This window comes from Paraburkholderia franconis (assembly GCF_009362735.1).
In the GTDB taxonomy this organism is placed as follows: Bacteria; Pseudomonadota; Gammaproteobacteria; order Burkholderiales; family Burkholderiaceae; genus Paraburkholderia; species Paraburkholderia franconis.
Genome location: NZ_WHNP01000074.1, coordinates 17,611 through 30,106 on the forward strand (window position 1 = coordinate 17,611; position 12,496 = coordinate 30,106).

12 protein-coding genes and 3 pseudogenes are annotated in these 12,496 nt (G+C 61.3%); 10 read left to right on the forward strand and 5 right to left on the reverse strand.

The features are described from left to right. Window positions 1–22: 22 nt before the first annotated feature. Window positions 23–319, forward strand: a pseudogene (locus GCT13_RS39165) (LysR family transcriptional regulator); the annotation flags it as partial. Window positions 320–594: 275 nt separating this feature from the next. On the opposite strand, the pseudogene GCT13_RS39170 reads toward GCT13_RS39165, so the two are convergent. Beyond that, window positions 595–954 (reverse strand): annotated as a pseudogene (locus GCT13_RS39170) (cell division protein); the annotation flags it as partial. A gap of 108 nt (window positions 955–1,062) precedes the next feature. On the opposite strand from GCT13_RS39170, the gene GCT13_RS39175 reads away from it, so the two are divergent. From GCT13_RS39175 to dhaK, 9 genes are all read left to right on the forward strand, one after another. Continuing rightward, window positions 1,063–2,082 carry a LacI family DNA-binding transcriptional regulator gene (locus GCT13_RS39175; RefSeq protein ID WP_193727882.1) on the forward strand — a complete coding sequence of 340 codons (1,020 nt, stop codon included), beginning with the start codon at window positions 1,063–1,065 and terminating at the stop codon, window positions 2,080–2,082. Between the two features lie 115 nt (window positions 2,083–2,197). Next, on the forward strand, window positions 2,198–3,529 hold the full coding sequence (locus GCT13_RS39180) for an ABC transporter substrate-binding protein (RefSeq protein ID WP_152767291.1): 1,332 nt from the start codon (window positions 2,198–2,200) through the stop codon (window positions 3,527–3,529). 72 nt (window positions 3,530–3,601) lie between these two features. After that, complete coding sequence (locus GCT13_RS39185; RefSeq protein ID WP_152767292.1) at window positions 3,602–4,558, forward strand: carbohydrate ABC transporter permease; 957 nt, start codon at window positions 3,602–3,604, stop codon at window positions 4,556–4,558. Further along, window positions 4,555–5,508, forward strand: coding sequence for a carbohydrate ABC transporter permease (locus tag GCT13_RS39190; protein ID WP_152767293.1), 954 nt, complete (start codon window positions 4,555–4,557; stop codon window positions 5,506–5,508). Before GCT13_RS39185 ends, GCT13_RS39190 begins: the two co-directional genes overlap by 4 nt. Continuing rightward, window positions 5,505–5,699, forward strand: a complete 195-nt coding sequence (locus GCT13_RS39195) for a hypothetical protein (RefSeq protein ID WP_013094038.1) — start codon at window positions 5,505–5,507, stop codon at window positions 5,697–5,699. The genes GCT13_RS39190 and GCT13_RS39195 overlap by 4 nt, the downstream gene beginning before the upstream one ends. Window positions 5,700–5,702: 3 nt before the next feature. Continuing rightward, on the forward strand, window positions 5,703–6,818 hold the full coding sequence (locus GCT13_RS39200) for an ABC transporter ATP-binding protein (RefSeq protein WP_152767294.1): 1,116 nt from the start codon (window positions 5,703–5,705) through the stop codon (window positions 6,816–6,818). Further along, window positions 6,811–7,830 (forward strand): ABC transporter ATP-binding protein, encoded by a 1,020-nt coding sequence (locus GCT13_RS39205; protein WP_152767295.1) that lies wholly within the window; start codon window positions 6,811–6,813, stop codon window positions 7,828–7,830. Before GCT13_RS39200 ends, GCT13_RS39205 begins: the two co-directional genes overlap by 8 nt. After that, entirely contained in the window at window positions 7,827–8,462 is a 636-nt protein-coding gene (gene dhaL, locus GCT13_RS39210; protein WP_152767296.1) for a dihydroxyacetone kinase subunit DhaL, read from the forward strand. Before GCT13_RS39205 ends, dhaL begins: the two co-directional genes overlap by 4 nt. Window positions 8,463–8,476: 14 nt before the next feature. Further along, window positions 8,477–9,466 (forward strand): dihydroxyacetone kinase subunit DhaK, encoded by a 990-nt coding sequence (gene dhaK, locus GCT13_RS39215; protein WP_152767297.1) that lies wholly within the window; start codon window positions 8,477–8,479, stop codon window positions 9,464–9,466. 126 nt (window positions 9,467–9,592) lie between these two features. On the opposite strand, the gene GCT13_RS39220 is transcribed toward dhaK, so the two are convergent. From GCT13_RS39220 to GCT13_RS39235, 4 genes and pseudogenes are all read right to left on the reverse strand, one after another. Continuing rightward, complete coding sequence (locus GCT13_RS39220) at window positions 9,593–9,967, reverse strand: hypothetical protein (RefSeq protein ID WP_152767298.1); 375 nt, start codon at window positions 9,965–9,967, stop codon at window positions 9,593–9,595. A gap of 226 nt (window positions 9,968–10,193) precedes the next feature. Continuing rightward, window positions 10,194–11,387, reverse strand: a complete 1,194-nt coding sequence (locus tag GCT13_RS39225; RefSeq protein WP_152767299.1) for an FAD-dependent monooxygenase — start codon at window positions 11,385–11,387, stop codon at window positions 10,194–10,196. Between the two features lie 10 nt (window positions 11,388–11,397). Continuing rightward, the gene (locus tag GCT13_RS39230) at window positions 11,398–12,246 is read right to left on the reverse strand and encodes a cupin domain-containing protein (RefSeq protein WP_152767300.1); all 849 of its coding nucleotides are present in this window, start codon (window positions 12,244–12,246) and stop codon (window positions 11,398–11,400) included. Between the two features lie 3 nt (window positions 12,247–12,249). After that, window positions 12,250–12,496, reverse strand: a pseudogene (locus GCT13_RS39235) (IS256 family transposase); the annotation flags it as partial.

Below are 12,496 nucleotides of genomic sequence, written 5' to 3' on the forward strand. Positions count from 1 at the left end.
GACACCCGCATCATGAAGCTAAGTGGAAGTCGATCTCAATCTCCTGCTGCTTTTTCAACGGTTGATGCAGGAGGGGCGGGTATCGACCGTGGCCGAGCAGATGAACATGAGCCAGCCCGGCGTCAGCAACGCGCTCGCCAAGCTGCGGCGACGGCTCGGTGACCCGCTGTTCGTGCGGGGGCCGGGCGGCGTCGTGCCCACGCCGTTCGCGTTGCGCCTCGCAGAGCCGGTTTCTCAGGCACTCGCGATCCTGCACAACGCACTCAATCCCGAGACCGGGTTCGATCCGCTGCATGTCACGCGCACAATAACGATCGGGCATGCTGGCCGATCAATCGCCATAGCCGCGAAGACTTCGACCGCATCGGAGCACTCCGCGGTTTCCTCCATCGAGGCTTATTCGACGCCTGCCAACACGCGCGGAGGCGCCCTCACACTTGGCACTGTCGGATGTCGCGCGGCAAATCGGGATACGGGATGGGGCCTGATGCGGTGGTGAAGCGGTGCTGTCGTGCAATCGCGATGATGAAGCGGACGTGCGGGATGCTTCGGGAAGGGACACGCGCAAACGGAGGCCTCGCGTATCGGCCTCGACATGGCCGCGAGACTGAACAGATCCCCGTCGGTGTTGAAGCCGAACTTCGACACCATGTCGAGGCCGATACGCGAGGCCTCCTGCAAATCCGACGCAGCGCCGCTCGACGCTTCTGAGAACATCAGGATCTCCGCGTTGCGTCCGCCGAGCAGCACCTGGATTTCGTTGCGGATTTCCGTCTCGCGGTACAGGTGCTTATCCTGCGCCTTTGTGATCAGCGCGACGCCGAGCGCGCCGCCACGCGGCATGATCGTCACTTCCTCGAGCACGCCAGTGCCAGGCAGCGCGGCGACCAGACCGTGACGCGCCTCATGCACCGCGATGCGCTTGCGCTCGTCTTCGGTAAGCGCGCGTTCGGCGACGTTCCGGTTTGACGCATTTAACGCGTCAAAAAAGCTTGCATTTCGCGGGTGAAAAACTATCTTTGGTTAACAAAACGATTCTTCGCCTGGCACCGGAGGAGACTCATGCCGGCTACACGTATGATGATTGCGCGTCGAGCCGGCGTGAGCGTGGCCACGGTCGATCGTGTGCTGCGCGACGACCAGGGGGTTCGTCCGGAGACAGCCGAGCGCGTCCATCTCGCGCTGGCCACGTTGCGTGACGAACGCGCAAGCCGCGGCCGGCCGGCGAAAACCACGTCATTCCGGGTCGCTTTCGTCTTACCGCAAATCAACTCCCGCTTTCTCGATCAGGTCGAGCGCGATATTGCGCTGTCCGCCAGCTTCTTTCGCGAGCATCGTCTCGTCTCGTCGTTCTATCGTTGCGACCTGTCCAGCCAGCGCGACGCAACATCGCTCGCACAGCAACTGATCGACTATGACGCGCTCGTGCTCGTGCCGCTCGACTACCCGTGGGTCGAGCGAATGATCCAGGACATGACCGATGCGAATGTGCCCGTCGTCACCGTCTTTTCGGATTTACCGTCGAGTGCGCGGGCTGCGTATGTCGGCGTCGATAACCGGATCGCTGGAAGAACGGCGGGTCTGCTGATGGGACGCTTCGTGGGCGCGCGCATCGGCACGGTCGCGGTGCTGTCGGCGTCGTCGCGTTTGCACGATCAGCTGGAGCGTCGTACGGGCTTCTCCCAGGTTCTCGAGGAAGACTTTCGCAACCTGCGCTGGCTGACCGAGCCCGACTTCCCCGAGGACGACGACAGCGCCGGTCTTGCTGTGCAAGGGCTGATGGCGGGGCACCCCGATCTCGTCGGCGTGTATGTGACGGGTGGTGGCATTTCCGGCATCGCATCGACGTTGCAGGAATCGGGTGACAAGACGCGCGTCGTGCTGATCGGCCACGAGTGCACGGCCGACACTCGGGCGCAACTGTCGGAGCGGGCGATCGACGTCATCCTCGATCAGGATGTGCGCGGCATCGTCCATTGCGCGGGGCTCGCCGCCATCAATTTACTGAATGACGTGCGCGGCGTGCTCGCCATTCCGACGCCCGAAACCCGTATTTATCTTCGTGAGAATGCGCATGCCTGAAGCTCGCGACACGCGGACGGCTCGCTGAGTCTGCCAGTGCTCTAAATACAGCGTCCGGCGCATGGGCGCTGTCTGTCATCAGGTTGGAGACCCGACGGAGACAAGGAGAAGAGACATGTTACGTCTTACGACAGCAAGGGTAATCGCGGCGCTGCTGGCGTCGCTAGGGCTGAGCTTCGGATCGGCGGCACACGCGCAGGGCAAGCAGTTGACGTTATGTTGGGCCGCATGGGACCCCGCCAATGCACTCGTCGAATTGTCGAAAGACTTTACGGCGAAAACCGGCATTGCGATGAAATTCGAGTTCGTGCCGTGGACGAGCTACGCGGACCGCTTTATCAATGAACTCAATTCGCACGGAAAACTTTGCGACCTCATCATCGGAGATAGTCAGTGGATTGGCGGTGCCGCGGTCAATGGGCACTACGTGAAGCTTAATGATTTCTTCGACAAGAACAAGATTTCGATGAACGATTTCGTGCCGGCGACCGTCGTCGGCTACTCGGAATGGCCAAAGAACACGCCGAATTATTGGGCGCTGCCCGCAATGGCGGACGCCGTCGGCTGGACGTATCGCAAGGACTGGTTTGCAAGGCCCGAACTGCGCGCGGAGTTCAAACAGAAGTACAAGCGCGAACTCGAACCGCCCACTACGATGGATGAGCTCAAGCAGACAGCCGAGTTCTTTCAGGGCCGAAAGATCGACGGCAAAACCGTGTATGGCGTGTATATCTTCACAGAGCGCGGTTCGGAAGGGATCACGATGGGCGCGACCAACATGCTCTATAACTTTGGCTTTGAATACGAGGACCCGAAGAAGCCTTATCGCCTGGATGGCTTCGTGAATTCGCCAGGCGCCATCAAGGGGCTCGAATTCTACAAGGCGCTTTACAAGTGTTGCACGGCGCCGGGCATGACGAACGCCTACATGCAGGAAGGGCTCGATGCGTTCAAGTCTGGCCAGGTCGCGATGCAGATGAACTGGTTTGCCTTCTTCCCTGGACTGTACAAGGACCCGAATGTCGGCGGCGACAAGATCGGCTTCTTCGTCAATCCAAAAGAAACGAAACAGTTCACACAGCTCGGCGGGCAAGGCATTTCCGTCGTGTCGTACTCAGACCACAAGGCTGACGCGCTCGAATACATCAAGTGGTTTGCGCAGCCCGATGTGCAGAAGAAGTGGTGGCAACTCGGCGGCTACTCGGCGGCGAAGTCAGTGGTAGATGCGCCGGACTTTCCGAAGAGCGCGCCATTTGCGCCTGCATTCCTGAAGTCGATGGCGATCGTCAAAGACTTCTGGGCCGAGCCCGCGTATGCCGAGCTGCTGCTCGACATGCAAAAGCGCGTGCACGACTATGTGGTTGCCGATAAAGGCACCTCGAAGGAAGCGCTCGATCTGCTCGTCAAGGACTGGAACAAGGTCTTCAAGGCTGAAGGGAAGAACTAGCGTCATTGCACATGAACACGCGGACCGGCAAGCCGATCAATCTTGTCGGTCCGCGACAACAAGGAGTCAGGCATGTTGGCAAACAAGCCTTTTCCTCCGGAAGGGTTGCAGACGCAAGCGCAGACGCGCGCTGCCGCGCGCCTGCGCGGGCTGTCGGACCGGACAATCGCGTGGCTGTTCATTCTTCCGACTATCGTGCTGCTGCTCGCCATCAACATCTTTCCCTTGATCTGGGCATTGCGGTTGTCGTTCACGAACTTCAAGTCGAACATGCCGAGCGTGCCTGCGCGCAATGTCGGCATCGACAATTACACGGACATACTCACCGACGAAGACATCTGGTACGCCATGCAGGTGACGGCGCGCTTCGTCTTCTGGTCGGTCGGGCTCGAAGTGCTCCTCGGTTTCGGGCTCGCGCTGCTGATCAACCGGCAGTTCCGCGGCCATAGCTTCTGGACCACGCTGATTCTGCTGCCGATGATGCTTTCGCCCGCTGTGGTCGGCAACTTCTGGACCTTCCTGCTGCAACCGCAAACGGGACTTTTCAACGACATCGTCAGCTTTTTCACGGGCATTCCGCCAAACTCGTTTCAGATGATCGGCGACGTGCCGCTCGCGCCGTGGACCATCGTGATGGTCGATACGTGGATGTGGACGCCGTACGTGATGCTGATCTGTCTCGCGGGATTGCGTTCGATTCCGGACTACATCTACGAAGCGGCCGAAGTGGACCGGGCTTCGCCGTGGCGGCAATTCTGGTCGATCACCTTGCCGATGACCCTGCCGTTCCTGATGCTTGCGATCCTCTTTCGCGGTATCGAGAACTTCAAGATGTTCGACATGGTGAACCTGCTGACATCAGGCGGCCCGGGCTCCGTAACGGAAACGGTGTCGATCACGCTCAAGCGCGCTGCGTTCGAGAAGTGGCAGACGGGGTACTCGTCCGCACTGGCGATCATCCTGTTCGTGGTGGTCTTCGGCGCGGCGAATATCTATGTGAAGGCACTCAACCGGGTGAAACAGCGATGACAGACCTTGCGCTTCAACAGTCGGTGGTGGCGGCATCGCCGCGCAGCAAGACGTTCGCCGCCTTCATCGTTATCGCCTACGCACTGATTGCGGCCCTGCCGATCGTATGGATCATCCTGACGAGCTTCAAGACGCAGGAAGACGCGGTTGCCTATCCGCCCGTCGTGGTTTTCCACCCGTCGATGGAGGGCTATGTGAATCTGTTCACCATCCGCTCGCGGCAGACGCCCGAGTTCATCGCGAGCTTGCCGCCCGCTCAAACCTGGTATGACCGCGATGTGCGCAAGCGCAATATGGTGATTGCGGGGCCGTCGAAAGTCTTGCCGCGCTTCGTCAATTCGCTCGTGATCGGCTTCGGCTCGACCTTCCTTGCGGTTTTTCTCGGCACGCTCGCAGCCTATGCGTTCTCGCGTTTCAGGATCCCGCTTGCCGATGACTTGCTGTTCTTCATTCTGTCGACGCGGATGATGCCGCCCATCGCCGTCGCGATTCCCATCTATCTGATGTATCGCGCTCTCGGCCTCTCCGATAGCTACCTCGGCATGATCGTGCTCTATACGGCGGTGAACGTGTCGCTCGCGGTGTGGCTGCTCAAAGGATTCATGGACGAAATCCCGCGCGAATATGAGGAAGCAGCCCTCGTCGACGGATATACGCGGTTGCAGGCTTTCGTCAAGGTCGTGCTGCCCCAGGCGATCACGGGCATTGCCGCGACGGCCATTTTCTGTCTGATCTTTGCATGGAACGAGTACGCGTTCGCATTGCTGCTGACGAGCGGCGATGCACAGACGATGCCGCCGTTCATTCCGTTCATCATCGGCGAAGGCGGACAGGACTGGCCGGCCGTCGCGGCCGCCACGACGCTGTTCGTTCTGCCCATCCTGATCTTTACCGTTGTACTGCGCAAGCATCTGTTGCGCGGGATCACCTTTGGAGCAGTGCGCAAATGAAAGCCCAACCTGCCATGCCGCGCCGCCGCCTGTTCCGACGGCGTTACTGTGAGGGCGCATCGACCGTGCTCATCGGCCTCGGCATTGCGATGCTCGTCCAGCCATTCACAGTCGATCTCTACACCTGGTCGTTTCCCGTGATTCTGGTGGGCGCGCTGGCTTTCGTCGTCACCAGTCACTTCCCGGAGTGAGCCATGTCGACGATCGTTCTCTCCAACCTTCATAAACGCTTCGGCGCCTTCACTGCGGTGCACGATACGAATCTCACCGTGAGCAACGGCCGCTTCGTCGTGCTGCTCGGACCGTCCGGCTGCGGCAAAACGACGACGTTGCGCATGATTGCCGGGCTCGAACTGCCGACCTCAGGCCAGATTTTGATCGACGGCGAAGATGTGACGGGATTGCGGGCGCGTCAACGCGACATTGCGTTTGTGTTCCAGATGTTCGCGCTCTATCCCCATATGACTGTGCGGAACAACATCGCCTTTCCGCTGAAGAACGAAGGCATTTCGCGCCGCGAGATTGCGGCGCGTGTCGATGCGGCCGCGCATATGCTGCGCATCGAAAGTCTGCTGGACCGAAAGACGGGTGGGCTGTCGGGCGGCGATCGTCAACGCGTCGCCTTGGGCCGCGCGATTGTCCGGCACCCGAAGGCTTTTCTGATGGACGAGCCGCTGGGCACGCTCGACGCGGATTTCCGCGAACTGATGTGCCTTGAGTTGCGCAAGCTGCACAATGCGCTCAACGCAACGACGGTCTACGTGACGCACGACCAACGGGAAGCGATGGCGATGGCCGACGACATCGTTGTGATGAGCGGCGGCGAGGTGCTGCAATCCGCGTCGCCGCATGAGGTCTATCACTTCCCAGCGACCGTGTTCGTTGGGAGCTTTATCGGCAGCCCCCCGATGAATTTTCTGGCCGTGGACGGCGGCGTCGAAGCGGGCGTGGAATCGGTCTCGCTCCGCGGTGTGGCCGTGTCGGTGCCGCGCACTGTTGCCTCCGCCGCGAAAGCGCTGCTTGGCGTGCGGCCCGAGCACGTCGTGATCGACGAGCACAGTGCGTTGCGTGGACGCGTGATTGCCGACGAGTATCTCGGCTCGCATCAGATTCTGGTCGTCGAAACGGCGCTCGGCGTGGTGCGCGTGCGGGTCGGCAAGAACGAAGGAAGAGCGGCGGGAGCGCAGGTCGGGTTGTCGTTTCACAAGGAGCGCACGCTGATGTACGACGCATCCAGCGGCGTGCTGCTGCCCGGCGCTGCGCGGCAGATGGCCGTCAACGGACGCAGCAACGGAGGCGCTTATGTCTGAGATTCGCCTGCATGGGGTGACGAAGCGATTTGGCGATATCGTCGCGGTGGATGATGTGTCGTTCGGCGTGAAAGAGGGCGAGTTCGTCGTGTTGCTCGGGCCGAGCGGCGCGGGCAAGACCACCACGTTGCGGCTCATCGCTGGTCTCGAACGCCCCGACGAAGGCGAGATATTCATCGACGGTGCCGCCGCGAAGGACATGCATCCGGCGGACCGAGACGTCGCCTTCGTCTTTCAGCAGTATTCGCTGTACCCGCATCTGACGGTGTTTGGCAACCTGGCGTTTCCACTGCGCTCCCCGCGGCGGCGCGTGAGCGAGGCGGAAGTCACCGCGCGCGTGCAGATGGTCGCGCAGATGCTGCACATCGAGTCGAAACTTGGCAATCTGGCGACGCATCTGTCGGGCGGCGAGATGCAGCGAGTCGCCATCGGACGCGCGCTAGTGCGTCAGCCCAAGGTGTTTCTGATGGATGAGCCGCTGTCGTCGCTCGATGCGAAGTTGCGCGAGGAGATGCGAATCGAACTGAAGCGTCTGCATCGCACGATCGGCGCGACGATCATCTATGTGACGCACGATCAGGTCGAAGCGACCACGCTTGCGGATCGCATCGGCATACTCGAGCAGGGACGCATCGTGCAGATTGGTGCGCCGCGCGATGTGTATGGCAATCCCGCTTCACTAGGCGCTGCGCAACGTCTCGGCTCGCCGCCCATCAACTTGCTGCCGCCCATGTTGTTCGATCCTTCCACGATGCCGGCCGGCACGTCGACGGTCGCGATCCGGCCTGAAGACATCGTGCTGCACGCGCCTGATACGCGCGACGTGATCAATCTTCGCGTGCTTGAATATTCCCCGCTGCGACATCTGCTGATCATGGAGCGCGACGGCACCGCCATCGTCGCGACAACCATGACCGAGCGCAATTTCACGCCTGGGCAAACAGTCGGCGTGTCGCTGCCTCCGCGCAGCCTTCTCTATTTCCGCTCCGACGGCAGGAGGATTCCGGCATGAACGGGAAAACGGTCATGGCGTGCATCGAGGCCGCGCATGCGACGCTAAAGAAACACACGGACGAGATCGCCGCGCTCGATCAGCAGATTGGCGATGGCGATCATATCTTCAACCTGTTGCGGGGCGTCGATGCGCTGCTTGCGATGCGCGCCAATATCGAGGCCGAGGCGTTTGCGCCCGCGCTGGAACAGGCCGCTTCCAAATTGCTGTCGACCGTGGGCGGTTCGTCGGGGCCGCTGTTTTTTTCGTTGCTGCATGGCATGGCAAAGGCCGCGCAGAACGCGGAAACAATGAGCGTGGAGGACGCGGCGCGGATCTTCGCCGCGGGTGTCGACGCCGTAGCCCAACGCGGCAAAGCCGGCATCGGCAGCAAGACGATGATGGACGTGCTCATCCCCGTCTCGTCACGCTTCGTGGAACTAGCCGAAGATAGTGCGGCGCCCGAAGCAGTGCTCGACGCGTTGCCACTGACGGCCGAAGAGGGCATGCGCGCGACGCGCGACATGCTCGCGACCAAGGGGCGCGCGTCGTTTCTCGGCGAGCGTGCGCGCGGGCACATCGATCCCGGCGCACGGTCGAGCCAGTTGATGATCAGTGCGATATGCGCGCGGCTCGCGCAGGACAGAGAGTGAAAGGAGCGCAGACCATGAAAAAATTTATCAACCATGTCGACGACTTTTTAACTGAGAGCCTTACTGGATTCGCCGCCGCGCATGGTGATCTCGTCGTGCTCGACAACGATCCTGTGTTCGTGCGGCGCAATACGCTGAAGCCAGGCAAGGTTGCGCTCGTCTCGGGCGGCGGCTCGGGACACGAGCCTTTGCATATCGGCTTCGTCGGGTACGGGATGCTGGATGCCGCGTGCCCCGGCCAGGTATTCACTTCGCCGACGCCCGATCAGATGATGGCAGCCGCCAAGGCCGTCGATACGGGCGCGGGAACGCTCTTCATCGTGAAGAACTATTCCGGCGATCTGATGAACTTCGAAATGGCGTCCGAGATGTCGGAGTTGCCGAATGCGATGGTGTTGATCAACGACGATGTCGCCGTCGAAAACTCCAGTTATACAACGGGGCGGCGCGGCGTCGCGGGTGCCGTGATCGTCGAGAAACTAGTGGGCAGTCTCGCCGAGAGCGGCGCCAATCTCGAACAATGCAAGGCGTTCGGCGACCGGATCAACAAGCGTACGGCGTCGATGGGCGTCGCGTTTTCCAGTTGCACGGTGCCCGCGGCGGGCACGCTGACGTTCAAGATCGGCGACGATGAAATCGAGGTCGGCGTTGGCATTCATGGCGAGCCAGGGCGGCGTCGCGCGCGCTTTGCCACAGCCGATGCGATCGCGGCAGAGCTGCTGACGGCGATCATCGCCGATTTGAAGCCGGGGAACGGCTCCGAGTTGCTGGTCTTGATCAATGGACTGGGCGGAACGCCGCTCGGGGAACTGTATCTGTTGTTCAATTCCACACGCTCGTGGCTGCACCAGCGCGGTCTCGCGGTCGCGCGCGTGCAGGTCGGATCGCTTACGACGTCGCTGGAAATGGCCGGCGCGTCGATCACCTTGTGCGTGCTGGACGACGAAATGAAGCGGCATTGGGATAGCCCGGTGCATACGCCATCGCTCAGATGGGGAATGTAGCCTGTCGCCACGTGGCCGTCAGATTTGCGCACGCGGCGGCAGCGGAACCGCGCGCGGGCCGCGAGCAGGGACATCGGTTTGGAAGCCTAATCGATTAAGATTGTTTGCTTTCAAATTTCTGTCACGCTAGCGCAACAAGGCGGACCGAGCCGGCTGCAGGTTGCGTTGAAAATCGATGAGCCAGGCAAACTGCTGCGGGCTCTGGAGGAAATGCAGGGCCAGTGCCCGCAATTCCCGGTTTGAGAAAAGCTCGATGAGTTCGGGGACCCTCAAGCCCGGCGACTCTCCATAGAATGCGTTCATCAGAACGACTGCGCTCGTGCGGTCGGGATGACCAATCTCGCGCTGATTCTCCATCTCGACCCGGCGACGCCATTGAAATGCGCGATCCCACCTTTGGACGACGAAGTTCGGCAGGATGTCCTCGCCGCAGCCTAGGACATGCGCATTGTCGCACTGCGTCAGTCGGGAATCTAGCGCCGGGACAGAACGTTGAAGCACGATGAATGCTGCCGCTGCTACGCAGCGCCAGCATTCACCGCAGAACAATCAGCCAATGACAATTACCCGGGATACCCGGGAGTAACATCATCCCGTGAGGCAACACGACCGGCCATGCTGCTTGACGCTATCTAAACGGCCATGCCAAAGCCCAAATGAAAATTTATTCACTTAGCCACAGACGCCGCCGTTGGCCGGCCGTGCTGCACGCCGTTCCGCACACCATTTATACCGGTATCGTGTCCACGTCATAGGTGAATAGCCAGTGGTAGCGTTCACTGATCGCGCCCGACTGCCATTCCCGCGAAATGAATTTCTCAGCGGCTTCGACCGTGGCAAGGGCAGGATTATGGAAGCGTGACGTATTGTCGGCCGAGCCTTGCACCATGGCGTAGGTTCGTGGACGGCGCACTGCGTCGAAACGTTGCAGCGCGGTTTCCGGATCCGCGTATTTTTCCAGACAGCGTGCCAGAACAACGCCATCCTCGATGCTGTGCACTGCGCCTTGCGCCAGAAACGGCAGCGTGACGTGGCAGGCATCGCCGAGCAACGTGGCGCGGCCCTTGACCCAGCCGTCGAGCATGGGCTTGCCGCACAGCGCCCATTTCGTCACCGACGGCGCATGCGACAGCATCTCCTGGATGTCCTCGTGCCAATTGGCAAACGCCGCGCGGCATTGCTCGATCTCGGCCGGGGCAGTCCAGGGCGGGCTGTTCCACTGGCCGCCTTCCAGCGTGCCGACCCAGTTCATCAGGCTGCCGCCCTGGATAGGGTAGTGAACGACATGGCCGCCCGGCCCAACCCAGTTGACCGCCACGCTGCGGCGGAACTTCTCAGGCAATCTTTCCATCGGTATCAGGGTACGCCAAGCGATCATGCCGCTGAACAGCGTCGGCGCCTGGCCGAACAGCGCATGACGGACCTTCGAGTGCACGCCGTCCGCGCCCACCAGCACGTCGCCGGTAAACACTCGGCCGTCGCCGAGCTTCAGATGTACCTTGCAGCCGGCCTGCTCGACATCCTCGCAGCGCGCATCAGTATGCACAGCGTCCGGCTTGAGGCGTCTGACTTCGTCGGCCAGCACGCGCAACAGATCGGGGCGGAATACCGTCATATACGGGAAGCCATACTTGCGCACCGCGGCGTCGCCGAGATTGAATAGCGGCCAGCTCTTGCCCGTGTTCCACAAACGGATTTCCTTGGCGTCCGATGGATTGGCAAGGCGATGCAGCGTATCGAACACGCCCAGTGAGGCAAGGGCGCGGTTGCCGTTGGGGCTCAGTTGGATACCGGCGCCGAATTCGCGCAGCTCCGAGGCCTGCTCGAAAACGTCGACGTCGAAGCCGCGCTGCAGCAGGGCAATGGCCGCGGACAGGCCGCCGATGCCACCGCCGGCGATGAGGATCCTGGGTAGGCTCATGGCTTGATGGTTATTGCGCTTTGGTTTCGCGATAGAAACCGAGTTTGTCGAGGACGGGGCGGTCGGACACTTCCAGCATCTCGGCGGCCTCGTCTGCCACGAAGGCATACTCGACCCAGCTCGGCACGGCGATCACGTCGCCGCGTTGCCAGGCGATGTCGCGTTCGCCCACGCGGGCCTGGCCGCTGCCCTGAGTGATCGCGACGATGCGGCTCGCGGTATTGCGCGGGAAGTTCACAGGTGTACCCGGCGTCAGTGCTAGGTAGCTCATCTCCATGGTGGAGATATGCGCCTGCGTGTTCAGCACCAGACGCCTGTAACCGTGCTTCACCGGCTGCGCGTGCAGCTGCGGGCGCGTGACCGCGGCCGGAAAATACCAGTCGTGGGCCTCGGGCGCGATATCGACCGGCTGGTAGCCGTCCGGGTATTCCTCGAAGAACATCGGTTCGAGGCGGTGCACGAGCGGCACATCGAGGAAGTCGATCCAGTAGGCGTTGGCGTCGCCTTCATTGTAGTGGCTGTGCCAGCAGTTGCCTGGTGTGAGCAGGAAATCGCCGGCCTGCATCGGCAACCTGGCGCCATCAACGACCGTGAATACGCCCGGCTTGGCGTCGAGCACCAGACGCATCGCATTCGGCGAATGGCGATGTGCCCGGGCATATTCGCCCGGCTTGATCATCTGATAGGCCGAGACGATGGTCCGCACCGTGTCGTAATCGTTATCGCCGACCGGATTGAACAGCAGCAGGTTGCGCCGCTCGGCGAGTTCGGTGCTGACCCATTGGCCGGCCTGATCGAGTGCCTTGGCGCAGGGCGATGTCCCGAAGACAGTTGAAGGTTGGGACGGCGGGTGCGGCATAGGTTAGGCAACCTTCCGATCGTGGTCAATCGATTTTGAGGTCGATCGTTTCAAGGCGGCAGCGAGAATCCAGAGCTCGTTCACGCCGAGGATTTTCCGGAAGTGCTTCTCAGCTTCCAGGAAGCCTGCGGCCGTCCAGCGCAAGGCCATATCGGCGTCACGATAGCGCTTCACGCGCCCCGCGACACGGCGCACCGCGCCGTTCGGATTCTCGATGATGTTGGTCGTCGACAGGCCACGCATGAGCGCC